Genomic DNA, 15888 nt, shown 5'->3' on the forward strand with positions numbered 1-15888 from the left:
GGGTCGGAGGCACCCGAACCTTTCCCACGACGCCGTCGTCGGATGAGACAGGAAGATCGATGACGCTCTTAGAAGCCGAGACCCAGGCCGTCCCCGAGCCCGCCTGGAGCGCCAAACGGGGACGCCGCGCGCGGCGGAACGTGAACGCGACCGCTCCCTCCCACCGGGGTGACGCACGGCTGGCATGGATCCTCATCGCGCCCGCGATGATCGGCTTCGTCGTCTTCGCGGTGTACCCGACGCTGCGCGGCATCTATCTGAGCTTCACGAACTTCCGGGTGCTCAGCGCGCCCGAGTGGGTGGGCCTCGACAACTTCGTCGAGCTCCTCGGCGACGACGTCTTCTGGAACGCGCTGTGGGTGACGGTCTACTTCGTGGTGGTCGCGGTGACCCTCACCGTGGCGGTCTCGGTGCTCACGGCGGCGGTGCTGCATCGCCTCACCTCGTCGACGATCATCCGGGGACTGATCATCCTGCCGTTCCTCATCTCGTCGGTCGTGGCGGCGACGGTCTGGTCGTGGATGCTCGACACGCAGCTGGGCATCGTCAACATCGCGATCGAGGCGCTGGGCGGTGAGGGGCAGCAGTTCCTGAGCTCCCGGGCGCTGGCGATCCCCTCGATCGCACTGATCCACGTGTGGAAGAACATGGGCTACACGTCGATCATCATCTTCGCGGGCCTGCAGACCATCCCCGCGAGCGTGTACGAGGCCGGCCGCATCGACGGCGCCAGCGAGACGCAGATGTTCTTCCGGCTCACGCTGCCGCTGCTGCGCCCGATCCTGGCGCTGGTCGTCGTGCTGAACGTCATCGGCGCGTTCCAGGTCTTCGACATCATCGCGGTCACCACCAAGGGCGGCCCGGCCAACGCCTCGAACGTGCTGCAGATGTACATCTACAGCAAGGCCTTCGGGCAGTTCGACTTCGGCTACGCGTCGGCGATGTCGCTCGCGCTGTTCGCGATCCTCATCGCGATCACCTTCATCCAGATGCGCCTGCTGCGCGCCAACGAATCGGACACCAACTGATGCGCACGACCTCGCGGCCCAGCGTCGGGCGGATCCTCGCCTGGGTCTACCTGATCGCGATCCTCCTCATCACGATCTTCCCCTTCTACTGGATCCTGCGCACCGCGCTGTCCGACAACTACGCACTCCTGGCGAACCCGTCGTCGATCCTCCCGGTCGACTTCACGTGGGGGCCCTTCCGCCGGGTCCTCGGACTGGCCACGCCCGAAGAGGCGCTCGCCGAGGGCGGCTCCGGCGCCTCGATCCAGCTCGGCCGCTACATCTTCAACTCGGTGATCTACGCGACGCTGTCCACGGGGCTCATCGTGTTCTTCTCGACGATCGCCGCGTACGCGTTCGCTCGGCTGCAGTGGAAAGGCCGCGAGCTCGTCTTCTCGCTGTTCCTGGCGGCACTCATGGTGCCCGGCATCCTGACGCTGCTGCCGAACTTCGTGCTCGTGAAGGAGCTGGGCCTGCTCAACACCTTCGCCGGCATGATCCTGCCGTACGCGCTGTTCTCGGCGTTCAACATCTTCTTCCTGCGCCAGTTCATGCTCGGCCTGTCGACTGAGACGGAGGAGGCCGCCCTCATCGACGGCGCCGGGCGCGTGCGCATCCTGTTCGGCATCACGCTCCCGATGACGAGCGGCCCGATCGTGACGCTGTCGATCCTCGGCTTCATCGGCATGTGGAACGACTACTTCTGGCCCCTGCTGGTGACCTCCGACGAATCGGTGCAGCCGCTGACCCTCGCGCTCGCGGTCTTCAAGCAGGCCTCGCCGCAGTCGCAGCCCGACTGGGCCGGCCTCATGGCGGCGACCCTCGTCGCTGCCGCCCCGATGCTCGTGCTCTTCATGGTCTTCGGCAAGCGGATCGTCAACTCCATCGGATTCACGGGACTCAAGTGATCGCCATGACCCCTACCCTGCAGCTCTCGTGGGACTCCCCTGCCGACCGGTGGGAGGAGGCGACCCCGCTCGGCAACGGCCGCATCGGCGCGATGGCCTTCGGCGGCGCGTCCGCGCGCTACGCCCTCAACGACGCGACGGTGTGGTCGGGCACGCCCGACGGCCCGGCACGGGCGCTGCGCGACGTGATCGCGGCCGGCGCGGGACCCGGACGCCTCACGGAGGTGCGCGCCGCGCTCGCCGCCGGCGACGTGCGCACAGCGGAGGAGCTTCTCATGTCGTTCGAGGGCCGGTACTCGCAGGAGTTCCTGCCGCTGGCCGACGTGGCGGTCGAGATCCCGGATGCTGCGCCCCTGGGGCCTGCTCGCGTGCTCGACCTCGACGACGCCGTGCTGACGGAGACCCTGCGCGTGCCCGGCGGCACGGTGCGCCGGCGTTCCTGGGTCTCCGCGCCCGCCCGCGCACTCATCGTCGAACTGACGTCGGACGCAGAGTTCGCAGCATCCGTCTCCCTCTCGACGCCGCTGCGGACAGTCGCCGCCGACGGCCTGATGCTCGAGGTCGGGATCCCCGTCGACGGCGCGCCGCTGCACGAGTCGTCGGTGGAGCCGCCGCTGCGCTACGCCGACGACGACTCCGACTTCGACGCCTTCGCGGCCGTCGGGGTCGCACTGGACACCGACGGTTTCGTGGAGGTCGCGCCCACCGGCGCGACCGTCCACGGGGCTCGCCGGCTGCTGATCGCCCTCTCCACATCGTCCCGCGCCGAGTTTTGGTGGGCCGACGCGGGCGGGGAGTGGCGGACCGCCTCCCGTGAGGCGATCCGGGACCGCGCCCGAGTGCGGGCGGACGCCGCGGCGCACCGCGCGTCCGCCGAGCTGCTCGCCGAGCACGTCGCCGACCGCCGGCGCATCGCTCGGGCGCGGTTCGCGATCGGCGGTCGCCGGGAGGGCACGTGGAACGTCGACCGCGACGTTCTGCACGGCGAGGATGCGCTGCTGAAGGCCACGATCGCCGCCGAGTACGGCGCGTACCTGCTCTCGTCGTCATCGCGTGCGGGAGGTCCCGCGGCGAACCTGCAGGGCATCTGGAACGATCGGCTGCGCCCGGCGTGGTCGTCGAACTACACGATCAACATCAACACGCAGATGAACTACTGGGCGGCCCCGGTCCTGGGACTCGACGACCCGATGGAACCGCTGCTGGCACTCGTCGAGCGCGTCGCCCGCACAGGGACCGACACCGCGCGGGCGCTCTATGGCGCCCGCGGCTGGGTGGCGCACCACAACACCGACCTCTGGGGCTGGAGTCTGCCGGTCGGCATGGGCCACGGCGCGCCGAGCTGGGCGATCTGGATGATGGGGGGCGTGTGGCTCACCCACAACCTGTGGGATGCCTACGAGATCGGCGGCGATCTCGCGCTGCTGGGATCCCGCATCTGGCCGCTCATGCGCGGCGCCGTGGAGTTCTGCCTCGACTGGCTCGTCCCCGGACCGCAGGGAACGCTCCGCACGACACCGTCGACGTCGCCCGAGAACTCGTTCATCGGGCCCGATGGCGCGCCGACAGCGATCGGCCTGACCGCAGCATCGGATCTGTCGCTCATCCAGGGGCTCTTCGAGCGCGCGCTGGCGGCGATCGAGGCCCTCGGGATCGACGATCCCCTCGGCGAGGAGATCGACCGGGCGCTGACGGCGCTCGAGCCGCTGAGCGTGGACGCCGACGGACGGCTGCGGGAATGGTCGGCCGATGTCGTCGAGGTCGAACCGCTGCACCGCCACCTCTCGCCGCTGATCGGCATGTACCCGCTCGACACGCTGACCCGCGAGCGCGAGCCCTCCCTGTTCGACGCCGGAGTGCGCCTGCTCGATGCGCGGGGCGCCGGCGCGATGGGCTGGTCGTGGGCGTGGAAGATCGCCCTGCGCGCCCGCACCGGCGACGGTGATGCCGCGGCCGCGCTGCTCGACGAGGCACTGACGCCGTTCGAGGGCGACGTCACCCGGCACGGTCCGGTCGACGGCTCGGAGTGGGGCGGGCTGCTGCCCAACCTCTTCAGCACGCACCCGCCGTTCCAGATCGACGGCAATCTCGGCTTCCCCGCAGGCATCGCCGAACTGCTGCTGCAGAGCCATGGTGGCGTCGTGAGGCTGCTGCCGGCGCTCCCGTCGCTGTGGCGCGTCGGGGATGCGCAGGGACTCGGTGCCCGCACCGGCCTGGTGGTCGACCTCGCCTGGCGCGACGGTGTGCTCACCGGTGCGCGCCTGCGTGACACGCTCGGCGCCGACCGCGTCGTGGTCGTCGAGCACGCCGGCGCCCGGATCGACGTGCGACTGCCCGGGGGCTCGTCCGTCGAGCTGACCGCGGAGGATTTCACGGATGCCGCGTCCCTCGCGATCGGAGGGCACCATGCGCGGTGAGACCGCCGTGGTCGACATGCCGACCACCCAGACCGAGCCGGCCGACTTCGACGCCTTCTGGGCGGAGACGCTCGCCGAGACACGGCGCCATCCCCTCGATGTCACCGTGGAGCCACGTCCCACGCGCCTCGCGGTCATCGACGTGTTCGACGTGACGTTCCGCGGGTTCGGCGGCACGCGAATCCACGCCTGGCTGCGCATCCCCCGGGGCGTGAGCGGCCCGATGCCCGGGCTGGTGCAGTTCTTCGGGTACGGCAACGGCCGCGGACACGCGCTGCGCGATCTGCGATGGGCGGCCGCCGGCTACGCCCACCTCGTGGTCGACGCGCGCGGGCAGGGCCACGGCGACACCGACGACGACGCACCGGACGGCGGCCCATCGGCCGGCGGGTTCCTCACCCGGGGTCTGCGCTCGCCGCGCGAGTACTACTACCGCCGCGTGTACGCCGACGCCGTCCGCGCGGTCGAGGCGCTGCGCTCGCTCGCCCCCGTCGACCCGCAGCGCGTCGGCACGGTCGGCGCGAGCCAGGGCGGCGGCATCTCGCTCGCGGTCGCGGGCCTCGTGCCGGACCTGGCCGTCGCGATCATCCAGGCACCCTTCCTGTGCGAGCTGGACCGCGCCGCCGAACTCAGCACTGAGTTCCCGTACTCCCTGCTGACGCAGTACTTCGCCGACCGACGCCTCGACACCGCGACGGCGCTGGACACCCTCCGCTACTTCGACGGCGTGAACCACGCCAAGCGCGCGAAGGCGCCGGCGCTGCTCAGCACCGGTCTCATGGACGACATCACGCCGCCCGCCTCCGTCCTTCCCGCGTTCACCGCGTACGCCGGCGAGAAGCAGATCGTGCTCTGGCCGTACAACGGCCACGAAGCCGGCGGAGACCTCGACGAGGAGAACGCACTCGACTTCGCCGCGGCGCATCTCGCGCCCGGCTCCCGACCCACCGCAACACACCCCACGGGCGCCGACGGCGCCCCACACCTGAGTGAGGAATCATGAGACAGCAGCGCACCTTCGCGGCCCTCGCCATCGCGTCGATCGCGGCCGCGGGACTGACCGCGTGCTCGTCGGCCGGCGCAGGCGGCGACGCGGGCGGCAAGACCACCGTGAACTGGTGGACGTGGAGCGACACGCAGGCGGCGTCCTACCGCAAGTGCATCCCGGGCTTCGAAGAAGAGAACCCGGACATCACGGTGAAGATCTCGCAGTACGCCGTCGACGACTACTTCACCAAGCTCACCACCGGCTTCGTGTCGGGCACCGCCCCGGACGCGTTCCAGAACAGCGTGCCGCTGTTGGGCGAGTACGCCGGGCAGGGCCAGATCATGGCGATGGACGACCTCATCGAGGAGTCGGGCTACGACCTGTCGGTCCACGACATCGGCCTGGATTCGTGGGTGTTCACCGATGGCAAGCGCTACGGCATCCCGCTGGACTGGGCAGGCTCCGCGATCTACTTCAACGAGGACCTGGTCGCCGAGGCGGGACTCACCGCCGACGACATCAAGACCATGACCTGGAACCCCGAGGACGGCGGCACGTTCGACGACGTCATCGCACGCCTCACCGTCGACGCCAACGGTGTGCGCGGCGACGAGCCCGGCTTCGACCCGAAGAACGTCAAGACCTACGGCATCGGCAGCCTCGCGTCGGCGGACTTCAACGGCCAGACGTCCTGGAACCCCTTCGTCTCGACGCTCGGCTGGCGACTGGGCGGCGACGACACCGCGTGGCCCACCGAGATCCCCTATGGCGACGACGACTTCGTGAAGACCCTCGACTACATCCGCACGCTCGGCGATCGCGGCCTCATGCCGACGTTCGGCCAGTTCAGCGTCTCGGGCGCCGAGCAGCTCGGCTCGGGCTCCGTCGCGATGATCCAGGGCGGCACGTGGGACATCGGCCCGGTGTCGAACATCCCCGGCGTCACGGTGGGCGTCGCGCCGACCGTCGACGGACCCGAGGGCCGCATGATGATCAGCAACTCGAACGCGAACAACATCTTCACCGGCACCAAGCACCTCGACGAGACGTGGAAGTGGGTCAGCTACATGGGCACGGTGCAGTGCCAGACGATCGCCGGCTCCGACGGCTACCTGCTCCCCTCCATCTCGGAGGCGCTGCAGGCGTCGGTCGAGGCGCAGGCCGAGAAGGGCGTCGACATGTCGTCGTTCCTCACCGCGCTCGACGAGGGCGAGCTCTACCCGGCGCCGCCCACGGTGAACGGCCAAGAGCTGGCCGACACCATCCAGCCGATGTTCGAGGCCTACTTCACCGGTGAGCGCGACGACGACGTGTTCGCGGAGATGCAGACCAAGACGCAGGACATCCTGGCCGAGTGAGGGCTCGTGGGCGGGACGCACGGCGTCCCGCCCACGACTCGCTACCGTATCGATGAAGACCCGAGGAACACATGGACCACGACACCGCCGCGCGCACGACGCTCATCCGCTCCGCGTCCGAGGCCGGCTCGAAGGTGTTCGCGACGATCCTGACGCGCAGCCCGATCAGCCGCATCGACATCGCGCGGCACACCGGGCTGTCGCAGGCCGCCGTGACCAAGGCGGTGTCGCCTCTCGTGGCGGCGGGGCTCGTCGACGCTCCCCCGGTCACGCAGCGTGACGGCCTGCCCGGACGCCCTGCAGCCCCGGTATCGATCGTGCCCGACGCGATGGTGATGCTCGGGATCAAGATCAACCCCGACGAGGTCATCGCGGTGGCGACCGACCTCGCCACGAATGTCCTGGTCAGCGAGCAGCGAGCCCTCGCCGCACATGATCCGGAGACCGTCGCCGACGCCGTCGTCGACGTGATCACCGCGCTCGAGCAAGAGCTCGGCGACAAGGCCGAGTCGATCGCCGGCGTCGGGGTGGCCGTCTCCGGCGACGTCGACACGTCGAGCGGAGTCGTGCGCGCGTCGGCGATCATGGGCTGGACCGACGTGGCGTTCGGGGCCGCGCTCCAGGCGCGGCTCGCGTGGCCTGTCACCCTCGAGAACGACGTGCACGCGCTCACGATCGGCGAGCACTGGTTCGGCGTCGGACTCGGCACCGCCTCATTCGCCATCGTCACCATCGGACTCGGCATCGGCAGCGGCCTGCACCTCAACGGCCAGGTCGTCTCCGGCGCGTACGGCGTCTCCGGCGAGATCGGGCACCTCCCGCTCGCCGCGCCCGAGCACGTGTGCTCGTGCGGACGCCACGGCTGCGTCGAGGCGGTCGCCTCCACCTCCGCGATCGAGGCCGCCGTGTCGGCGGCCCACGGTCGCGAGATCGGCATCGACGAGGCGGTGCGCCTCGCGCACGCGGGCGACCCGGCGGCCGAGGCCGCTTTCCGCGAGGCCGCCCGCATCATCGGCACGGCCATCGCCACCCTCGTGAACCTCGCCGGCCCCGAGCTGGTCATCATCGGCGGCGAGGGAGTGTCGAACTTCGACCTCTTCGAACAGACGCTGCGCAGCGCCTTCGAGGCCCACGCGTTCGGCGCCGCCGCGCGATGCCCGATCGTCACCCGGCCCCACACCTTCCAGGACTGGGCCCGCGGCGCTGCGGCGGCCGCGATCCAGTCGCTCGTCCGCTGACGCCGCGCCGCAGCATCCGTTCACCCCCGGAGGGGTCATGCCCGTCATCACGCACGCCCGCGCCCTGCTCGTCGACATCCCGGTCGAGACCGTCCGCACCGACGCGGTGCAGTCCTTCGTGAAGCAGGAGACGATCATCGTCGACCTCGAGACCGCCGACGGCACGCCTGGCCGCGGGTACTCGTACACGATCGGCACCGGCGGCCGCGCGGTGCTCTCGATGCTGCGCGACCACCTGCTGCCGGCGATCATCGGCCAGGACGTCCGGCGTCCTGAGGCTGTGTGGCGGCACGCGTTCACCCAGACGCGCGCGACGACGGTCGGCGCCATCACCTCGCTCGCCCTGGCCGCGATCGACACCGCGGTGTGGGACGCCCGCTGCCGCCGCGACGCAGAGCCGTTGTGGCGCGCCGCCGGCGGCTCCCGGCCGGCGGTGCGGCTCTACGACACCGAGGGCGGGTGGCTGCACATCGACACCGAGACCCTCGTCGCCAACACCCGCGCGGCGCGCGACGGCGGCTGGCACGGATCCAAGCTCAAGGTCGGCTCGCCCGACGCCCGCCGCGACGTCGAGCGCCTCGCCGCCGTGCGCGACGCCGTCGGCCCGGAGTACCCGCTCATGGTCGACGCGAACCAGGGGCTCACACTCGCCGACGCCCGGACGCTCGCCCGCGCTCTGGAGCCGACGGGCATCTCGTGGCTCGAGGAGCCGCTGCCCGCCGACGATGTGTCGGCGCATGCGCGGCTGGTCGAGTCGACGAGCATCCCGATCGCGGTCGGCGAATCCCTCTACTCGGTCGCGCAGTTCAAGGAGTACCTGGCCAGGGATGCCGCGACGATCGTCCAGCCGGATGTCGCGCGCGTTGGCGGCATCACCCCGTGGCTGAAGATCGCCCACCTGGCCGAGGCGTTCAACGTGCAGGTCGCCCCGCACTTCCTCATGGAGCTGCACGTGAGCCTCGTCGCCGCGGTGCCCAACGGACGGATCGTGGAGTACATCCCGCAGCTGCGGGCGGTGACGACGTCCGACCTGCGGGTGGCCGACGGGTGCACGCTCGCGCCCGATGAGCCGGGCATCGGCATCGCGTGGGACGACGATGCGCTCGAAGATCTGCGCGTCGCCTGAGCCCGGCGGCTACGCGAAGCGCACGGTCTGCTGCAGTCGCGTGCGGTAGTCGAAGACCTCGTTGCCGCCGATGTCGCGTGCGCCGGTGATGCCCCGGCGCAGCACGGTGGCCAGGGCGCTGCGCGAGACCACGGCCACGCGCATGCCGCGCACGCGGCCGATCTCGTCGATGGGGGTGAGCACGTCCTCGTCGGGGAGCACCACGATCGCGCCGCTGAAGCGCACGCCCGCGGCGCGCGAGATCACCCGCATGCCCGCGAGCAGCTCGGCCAGCGGAGCCCCGGGCACCCCGTCGCCGACGAACTCGCCGCGGCGGATCCGCACCGGGCCGCCGAAGTCCTCCGACAGCACGCCGTACAGGCCGCTCGGGCCGAGCACGATGTGGTCGATCTTCGCGTCGGGGTCGGCATCGCGACCTGCCGCGGCCACGTCGTGCCACACCGTGTACCCCATGCCGAGGTCGGCCACGACACGGGCGGTCGCCTCCTCGGCGAGCGCGTCGGCGAGGAGGCGCCGCAGCGCCACCGGCGCCGATCGCACCAGCGCGGGGTCGTACGGGTCCTCGAGTGTGACCCCGCGGCCCGCCCACTCGCGGATGAGCGTGAGGTAGCGCTCACGGCGCCACCCGCCCGGATGCCCGTACGAGCGGGCGCGCGGACGCGTGTCGGTGCGCGCCGCCGGCGGCCGCCAGCCCGACCACTCCGGGGCCGCCGCCTCGCCGAAGCCGTGCCCGCGGTCGTACGCCGCGCGCGCCTCCGGCGTGCCGACGAGCTCCCATGCCCGCTGCACCTGGATGAACACGGCCGCATCGCCGCCGGTGTCGGGGTGCGTCTGGCGCAGGCGCAGGCGGTAGGCCTTGCGGAGGGTCTCCTCGTCGACCTCGGGCTCGACCGCGAGCACCTCATAGGCGGACGCCGAGAGCGGACTGTCGAACACGTGCCCTCCCCCGGACGACGGATGCTGCGAGCCGCTGTCTGCGGCGGGACTCAGGTTACGTCACGCCGGTGTGTCCGGGCGCCGCTCGTTGCGTCGCGCATACGCGGCCGCGCTGCGGCTCGACAGCGCGAGCAGGAGCAGGATGTCGATGCTCAGCGACAGGAAGGTGCCCTGGATCTCGATCTCCTGGCCCTGTGCCCACCACGCCGTGAACGAGGTGCTGATCGACAGCACCGCGATGAACATCACGACGACGCGCGCCCAGTTGACCCCGCGATACACGAAGAACGCCAGCGCGAGGTCGATGAGCAGCACCGTCGCCCCGGTGCCGATCACCAGCCACAGCGCGGCCTGCCTCCCCTCCGGCGTCGGGTCGAACCCTTCGAGCACCGAGTCGGGATCGGAGAGGATCGCATCCCACCCGGTTGCGATGCTCACGAGCACGACGACTCCGGCGATGACCCGCAAGAGGATGAGGAGAACACCCGCCACCGTCGAGATCGGGCGCTTCATGTCCGGGTCGAAGCGCGGCGGCTTGAGCAGCCGCCCGGCCGGCTCGTACGCCGGCCGCTTGTGCGGCGCGGGCATCTCGGCGGTCATGCCGGCACCTCCTCCGCGCCCCCGACGCGCGGCCCGACGGCGCGCACGTCGACGATGGGCAGATCGCCATCGGTGCGGATGCTGTCGCCGCCGCCGTTTCGGGCGTGGTAGCCCGTGGCGAAGTCGGCGATGACGTCGACGGTGACGCGGGGGTCGGCATCCGTCACCGTCTGGACGATGTGGTCGCGCTCGACATCGGTGTCGGCGTCGATGCGATGGGTGACCTGCAACGTGAACAGCGAGAGCCCGACGCTCGTGTCGAAGGTGCCGGCGGCGAGCCAGTCGACTCGGCGGCCTCCGGGCAGCAGCCAGTCGTCGGGGCAGCGCCAGAACCGCACGTGGTGACGCTGCGCGGGGTTGCCGTCGACCTCCTGCTGGTAGGCGAAGTCCTGCTGGCGGCCGAAGAGGAACAGCGGGCTCACCGGCGCCTCGTCGTAGCTGCGCCGGGTGAGCGTCGAGGTGATGATGCGCCATGACGAGCCGAGGGTCACCGGATCCGCCTCGGTCCAGCCGGCCGCCTCGAGAGAAGCCCGGATCTGTTCGCCGGTGCCCTGGAACGCGAGGTTCACCGGGTCGCCGAGCAGGCCGTCGCTGGTGCGCGTGCGCCCGATGAAGTAGTCCGGCACGTAGATCGTGGTGAGGATGCGGTGCAGCCTCGGCAGCACGAGATAGGCGAGCAGCACCCAGAACGCGAGGAAGAACGGGATGCCCCACCACCCGACGTGGAACGTCTCGGTGAGGCTGAGGTACGCGAGCCACAGGGCCGCGAGCCCGGCGAAGACGAAGAAGAACCAGTCGATCGCGACGCCGATCGAGTAGCTCCTCCGGTGCCGGGTGCTCACGATCCCTCCTCGTCCTCGATGCTCGTCGCCGATGCCGGCGTCAGCCCCAGAGCGGGACGTCGGGCCGGTGGGCGAGGGCGGTCTCGGCGAGGCCGTCCGGCAGCTCGGAGAGGGTCGCCGGCTGCCAGCGCGGCGTGCGATCCTTGTCGATCACCTGCGCCCGGATGCCCTCCGGCAGGTCGGGCTGGGTGGTCGCGAACCACATCACCAGGCCGTACTCCTGGTCCAGCGCGTCCCTGAGACCCGGGAGTTCCCGAGCCCGACGGATGGCGGCGAGCGTCACAGCGAGACCGGTCGGCGACAGTTCGCCCAGCAGATCGGCGGTGGCGGATGCCTCGGGCTCGGGGCGCGCCCGCAGCCGCTCGACGATCCCGGCGACGGTGTCGGCCGCGAAGGCGTCGTCGATCCACGCCCGCGCCGCGATGAGCTTCGACGGCGCCGGGGTCTCGTCGAACAGCAGGACGAGCTCGGCCGGGCTTGACGGGTCGGCCCGCGTCTCGAGCGCATCGCGGACCGCGTCGAGGTTCTCGTGCGGAACGTAGTGGTCGGCGAATCCGGCGTAGATCGCATCCGAGGCATCCATCACCGCCCCCGTCAGCCCGAGATACTCGCCGAGGCGGCCCGGCGCGTGGGCGAGCAGCCACGTGCCGCCGACGTCGGGGGTGAAGCCGATGCGGGTCTCGGGCATGGCCAGCTGCGAGCGCTCCGTCACGATGCGGATCGCGGCGTGGCCGGCGACGCCGATGCCGCCGCCCATCGTGATGCCGTCGGCGAACGCGACGAAGGGCTTCGGGTACTCCGCGATGCGTGCGTTGATCGCGTACTCGGTGCGGAAGAACACCGCCGCGTCGTCGGCGCGGCCGCTCGTGACCTGCTCGGCGAGCCCGCGCACATCTCCTCCGGCGCAGAGGCCCCGCTCGCCGGCGCCGTCCAGCAGCACCACGTCGACCTCGGTGTCGTGCTCCCAGGCGTCGAGCGCCGCATGCAGCTGCTCGACCATCCCGAGGTCGAGCGCGTTGATCGCACGGGGCCGGTTGAGGGTGAGGCGTCCGAGGCCCCCGCTCGTGCTCACGAGGACGGTCGGCTCGGCTGCGGTCTCCGCGAGGTCGGTCACGAGCGCAACGTTACCGGGCGCGCCAACTTCTCCCCCGCTGAGACCGGATTTCCGCCAGGATGGGACGCAGTTCTGCATTGAGTCCGCAATGGAGCGGCCCCGTACATTTGCCCCCGGGGAGTCGCCCACGACCAACGAGAGGGTTCGGCATGCCCGCAGGCCAGTCGCTGGAGTTCTCAGGTGTCACCAAGCGCTTCGGCGCCGTCACGGCGGTCGCAGGCCTCACCGCTCGGGTCGAGCCGGGAATGGTCACCGGATTCCTCGGCCCGAACGGCGCCGGCAAGACGACGACGCTGCGTGTGCTCCTCGGCCTAGAGAAGCCGACCGAGGGCCACGCCACGATCGGCGGCCAGCGCTACGCCGAGCTCGACAAGCCTCTGCAGACCGTCGGGGCGGTGCTCGAGGCATCCAGCTTCCATCCCGGCCGCACCGCCGCCGCGCACCTCACGATCTACGCCCAGGCCGCCGGCATCGCGAGGTCACGCGTCGGCGAGGTCCTGGACCTCGTGGGCTTGACGGATGCCGCGAACCGCAAGGTGGGCGGATTCTCGCTGGGCATGCGCCAGCGGCTCGGCCTCGCGTACGCGCTGCTGGGCGACCCGGGCGTGCTGGTGCTCGATGAGCCGGCGAACGGACTGGACCCCGAGGGCATCCGCTGGATGCGCGGGTTCCTCCGGCAGCTCGCGAGCGAGGGGCGCACCGTGCTCGTCTCCTCGCACCTTCTCGCCGAGGTGCAGCAGACCGTCGACGCGCTGCTGATCATCTCGCGCGGACGCCTGGTGTTCCAGGGCGGGGTCGACGAGCTCACCGACCCCCGCGAGTACGCCACCGTCGTCGACTCCCCCGACCGGGCTGCGCTGAGTGCGGCGCTGAAGGCCGCGGGCGTGCCGTTCGAGGTGCTGCGCTCCGGCCTCACCGTGCGAGGGGTCGACCCCACCGAGGTCGGCGCGGCGGCCGCCGCGGGCGGCGTCGCGCTGTCGTCGCTGCACCGTCGCGGTCCTGCCCTCGAGGAGGTCTTCCTCGACCTCGTGAACGGCGCCCGGGTGCACCCGAGCGCAGCCGGACACATCGGGAGCACGGATGCTGCGCCCCCCGCGCCGCCCGTCGCCGAGGCGCCTCCCGAGGCCGACGATGCCGAGTCTGCCCTCACGGCGGCCGAGCTCGACGCCGAGGCGACCGGCGCCCCCGGCGCGGCGACCGCGCTGGCCGCCGCCGGCGCCGCCTGGGCCGCCGATGCCCGCCGAAGCGACGAGCCCGCCGGCGAGACCGAGGCCAAGACCGAGGTTCCCGTTGCGCCGGTCGCCTACGCGGTCGCGAGCACGGGCGTGATCGACATCGTGCCGTCCGCGGCGCCCGAGGACGCCGATCCCGACGTCGAGGCGGTCGGCCGGATCGACGAGGAGCTGTCGGCGGGCCCCGAACCTGAGCCGCATGCCGGGGCTGAACCGGCGCCCCGACCCGAACCGGAACCGGCGCCCGCAGCCGAACCGCAGTCCGACGTCGAACCCGAGCCCGAGCCCGAGCCCCGACCAGCGTCGGAGCCTGAGCCCGCGCCGACCGCCGTCGACCCGTGGGCCCCCGAAGACGCCGATCCCGACGTCGACGCCATCGGCGAGCTCGACGACGAGCTCTCGACCCCCGAGCCGCCCGACGCCGACGACGACCGGCCATGGGAGCACTACGTCAAGACCGAATCCGACATCGAGGCCGACGCCTTCTTCGCCGCCTTCGACCACACCGCCGGTGAACCGGAACCAGGAGCCGACGCGGAACCCCCGGACGACGCCGAGCCCGAGCGCGAACCCGGGACCGAACCCTCCGAGGACGCAGTCCTTCACACTCCGCCCCTGGACGACTCCGAACCCGCGCACGAACCGGTGGACGCAGCATCCGTCCCCGCCGATGAGGACCCCACGGGCGATGCCGTCACCGCGCCCGCCGACGAGGAAGGGGGCGACCGATGAGCCTCACCGCCGCGACCCGCGCCGAGAGCACGAAACTGTTCTCGACGAGCATCTGGTGGATCCTCGCGATCGTCCTCTTCGCGTATGTCGCGTTCACCGCGGCGGCGCTCGGCTTCGTCTACGCGGCGGCCGCGACCGGCTCACTCCCCGGCAACGCGCCGCCGCTGCCCGAGGAGGGCCTCGCCGCCACCCTCTACAGCACGGCGACCACGGTCGGGTACGTGTTCCCGCTGCTGGTGGGCACGCTCATGGTGACCGCGGAGTTCCGCCACAAGACCCTGACGCCCACGTTCCTGGCCACGCCCCGCCGCGGCCGCGTGCTCGTCGCGAAGCTCGCCGTGGGCGTGCTGATCGGCGTCCTGCTCGGCGTCATCGGCATCGTCGCGGCGGTCGGCACGTCGGCGGCGTTCCTCGCCGGCTTCGGCCTCGAGACCGAGATCACCTCCCCCGACACCTGGGCGATGCTCGGACGGATGCTGCTCGCCTACGTCCTCTGGACGCTCATCGGCGTGGGCGTCGGCGCCCTCGTGCGCAATCAGGTGGGGGCGATCGTCGGCGTGCTCGTGTTCACGCAGTTCATCGAGCCGATCGGGCGCACCGCCGCCGCGTTCGTGGAGGGGCTGTCGGACGTGACGCGCTTCCTGCCGGGAGCGGCGAGCGATGCGCTGGTCGGTGCGAGCGTCTACGCGGCGACCATCCCGCAGGGCTCGGCGGACCCGCTCGAGTGGTGGGTGGGCGGGCTCGTGCTGCTCGGCTACGCCGTCGTGTTCGTCGTGCTCGGCCACCTGGTGAGCTGGCGGCGCGACGTCAGCTGACGCCGGCGGGGCGGCGCGGGCTCAGACGCCCCGGCTCAGACGGCGGGAGCGGGCGCCGGCGTCTTGCGCCCTCGCGGCTTGCGCTCGGGAACGACCGGGATGGTGCCGGTCTCGGCCGCGATGTCTACGACGTCGGTCGGCTCGGCGGCCAGCTCGACGCGCAGCGCCTGCACGAGCGCGAGGCCGTGGCGCGTGGTGAGGATGACCCGCTGGAACTCGGGGTGGCCCTCGAGGTCGATCACGACGCTCGGCCGGTGGCGGCGGATGATCGCGAAATCGTCGCCGCCCGCCGAGCGCCAGGTGCCCGCCGCGATGACGCCGCGCAGGTGCGTGCCCGGGCTCGGGATGCCGCGCAGCCATGTCCACGCGTCGTCGGTGAGCTGCACCTTGGTGATCGTGGAGCGCTCGATGACGACATTCCCCTTGCGGAATGACAGCGCGCGCTCGGACACCGACAGCACGACTTCGAGCTGCGTCGAATCGAGCAGCAGGGTCACCATGTGCCCAGTCTGCCAGCGCGGGCGCCCGGAACCGGACTCATTTGCTTACGGGAGGGCAACGATCCTTCGCCCCGG

At 71.5% G+C, this 15888-nt stretch carries 14 protein-coding genes; 9 read left to right on the forward strand and 5 right to left on the reverse strand.

From position 1 onward, the window contains the following. The first annotated feature begins 59 nt into the window (after positions 1 to 59). From JNB61_RS05495 to JNB61_RS05525, 7 genes are all read left to right on the forward strand, one after another. The gene (locus JNB61_RS05495; RefSeq protein WP_220288869.1) at positions 60 to 1028 is read left to right on the forward strand and encodes a carbohydrate ABC transporter permease; all 969 of its coding nucleotides are present in this window, start codon (positions 60 to 62) and stop codon (positions 1026 to 1028) included. Further along, complete coding sequence (locus tag JNB61_RS05500) at positions 1028 to 1915, forward strand: carbohydrate ABC transporter permease (protein ID WP_220288868.1); 888 nt, start codon at positions 1028 to 1030, stop codon at positions 1913 to 1915. Before JNB61_RS05495 ends, JNB61_RS05500 begins: the two co-directional genes overlap by 1 nt. Before the next feature lie 5 nt (positions 1916 to 1920). Further along, on the forward strand, positions 1921 to 4332 hold the full coding sequence (locus JNB61_RS05505) for a glycosyl hydrolase family 95 catalytic domain-containing protein (RefSeq protein WP_220338980.1): 2412 nt from the start codon (positions 1921 to 1923) through the stop codon (positions 4330 to 4332). Continuing rightward, the gene (locus tag JNB61_RS05510) at positions 4292 to 5335 is read left to right on the forward strand and encodes an acetylxylan esterase (RefSeq protein ID WP_223214640.1); all 1044 of its coding nucleotides are present in this window, start codon (positions 4292 to 4294) and stop codon (positions 5333 to 5335) included. Before JNB61_RS05505 ends, JNB61_RS05510 begins: the two co-directional genes overlap by 41 nt. Further along, entirely contained in the window at positions 5332 to 6678 is a 1347-nt protein-coding gene (locus JNB61_RS05515) for an ABC transporter substrate-binding protein (protein ID WP_220338981.1), read from the forward strand. Before JNB61_RS05510 ends, JNB61_RS05515 begins: the two co-directional genes overlap by 4 nt. 71 nt (positions 6679 to 6749) lie before the next feature. After that, positions 6750 to 7916 carry an ROK family transcriptional regulator gene (locus tag JNB61_RS05520; protein ID WP_220288865.1) on the forward strand — a complete coding sequence of 389 codons (1167 nt, stop codon included), beginning with the start codon at positions 6750 to 6752 and terminating at the stop codon, positions 7914 to 7916. Between the two features lie 37 nt (positions 7917 to 7953). Then, positions 7954 to 9042, forward strand: a complete 1089-nt coding sequence (locus JNB61_RS05525) for a mandelate racemase/muconate lactonizing enzyme family protein (protein ID WP_220338982.1) — start codon at positions 7954 to 7956, stop codon at positions 9040 to 9042. A 9-nt stretch (positions 9043 to 9051) separates the two neighbouring features. Here the strand turns inward: JNB61_RS05525 and JNB61_RS05530 are convergent, their stop codons facing one another. From JNB61_RS05530 to JNB61_RS05545, 4 genes are read right to left on the reverse strand one after another with little or no spacing between them, the layout of a single operon-like run. Beyond that, positions 9052 to 9978 (reverse strand): J domain-containing protein, encoded by a 927-nt coding sequence (locus JNB61_RS05530; protein ID WP_220288863.1) that lies wholly within the window; start codon positions 9976 to 9978, stop codon positions 9052 to 9054. A 60-nt stretch (positions 9979 to 10038) separates the two neighbouring features. Further along, positions 10039 to 10578 carry a hypothetical protein gene (locus JNB61_RS05535; RefSeq protein ID WP_220288862.1) on the reverse strand — a complete coding sequence of 180 codons (540 nt, stop codon included), beginning with the start codon at positions 10576 to 10578 and terminating at the stop codon, positions 10039 to 10041. Continuing rightward, on the reverse strand, positions 10575 to 11420 hold the full coding sequence (locus JNB61_RS05540) for an LssY C-terminal domain-containing protein (RefSeq protein ID WP_374226627.1): 846 nt from the start codon (positions 11418 to 11420) through the stop codon (positions 10575 to 10577). The genes JNB61_RS05535 and JNB61_RS05540 overlap by 4 nt, the downstream gene beginning before the upstream one ends. 40 nt (positions 11421 to 11460) lie before the next feature. After that, entirely contained in the window at positions 11461 to 12534 is a 1074-nt protein-coding gene (locus JNB61_RS05545) for an enoyl-CoA hydratase/isomerase family protein (protein WP_308291210.1), read from the reverse strand. Between the two features lie 149 nt (positions 12535 to 12683). On the opposite strand from JNB61_RS05545, the gene JNB61_RS05550 reads away from it, so the two are divergent. After that, positions 12684 to 14498 (forward strand): ATP-binding cassette domain-containing protein, encoded by a 1815-nt coding sequence (locus JNB61_RS05550; protein WP_220338984.1) that lies wholly within the window; start codon positions 12684 to 12686, stop codon positions 14496 to 14498. Further along, positions 14495 to 15313, forward strand: a complete 819-nt coding sequence (locus JNB61_RS05555) for an ABC transporter permease (protein WP_220288859.1) — start codon at positions 14495 to 14497, stop codon at positions 15311 to 15313. The genes JNB61_RS05550 and JNB61_RS05555 overlap by 4 nt, the downstream gene beginning before the upstream one ends. Before the next feature lie 35 nt (positions 15314 to 15348). Here JNB61_RS05555 and JNB61_RS05560 read toward each other — a convergent pair whose 3' ends face one another. Next, complete coding sequence (locus JNB61_RS05560) at positions 15349 to 15813, reverse strand: hypothetical protein (RefSeq protein WP_220288858.1); 465 nt, start codon at positions 15811 to 15813, stop codon at positions 15349 to 15351. Between the last annotated feature and the right edge of the window lie 75 nt (positions 15814 to 15888).

This window comes from Microbacterium ureisolvens, assembly GCF_019511645.1.
Classification (GTDB): Bacteria; Actinomycetota; Actinomycetes; order Actinomycetales; family Microbacteriaceae; genus Microbacterium; species Microbacterium ureisolvens_A.

Coding starts and splice junctions, on each gene's coding strand:
- JNB61_RS05495 (WP_220288869.1), top strand. CDS start 60: ATGACGCTCTTAGAAGCCGAGACCCAGGCCGTCCCCGAGCCCGCCTGG.
- JNB61_RS05515 (WP_220338981.1), top strand. CDS start 5,332: ATGAGACAGCAGCGCACCTTCGCGGCCCTCGCCATCGCGTCGATCGCG.
- JNB61_RS05555 (WP_220288859.1), top strand. CDS start 14,495: ATGAGCCTCACCGCCGCGACCCGCGCCGAGAGCACGAAACTGTTCTCG.
- JNB61_RS05525 (WP_220338982.1), top strand. CDS start 7,954: ATGCCCGTCATCACGCACGCCCGCGCCCTGCTCGTCGACATCCCGGTC.
- JNB61_RS05550 (WP_220338984.1), top strand. CDS start 12,684: ATGCCCGCAGGCCAGTCGCTGGAGTTCTCAGGTGTCACCAAGCGCTTC.
- JNB61_RS05560 (WP_220288858.1), bottom strand. CDS start 15,813: ATGGTGACCCTGCTGCTCGATTCGACGCAGCTCGAAGTCGTGCTGTCG.
- JNB61_RS05535 (WP_220288862.1), bottom strand. CDS start 10,578: ATGACCGCCGAGATGCCCGCGCCGCACAAGCGGCCGGCGTACGAGCCG.
- JNB61_RS05505 (WP_220338980.1), top strand. CDS start 1,921: ATGACCCCTACCCTGCAGCTCTCGTGGGACTCCCCTGCCGACCGGTGG.
- JNB61_RS05510 (WP_223214640.1), top strand. CDS start 4,292: ATGCCGCGTCCCTCGCGATCGGAGGGCACCATGCGCGGTGAGACCGCC.
- JNB61_RS05520 (WP_220288865.1), top strand. CDS start 6,750: ATGGACCACGACACCGCCGCGCGCACGACGCTCATCCGCTCCGCGTCC.
- JNB61_RS05500 (WP_220288868.1), top strand. CDS start 1,028: ATGCGCACGACCTCGCGGCCCAGCGTCGGGCGGATCCTCGCCTGGGTC.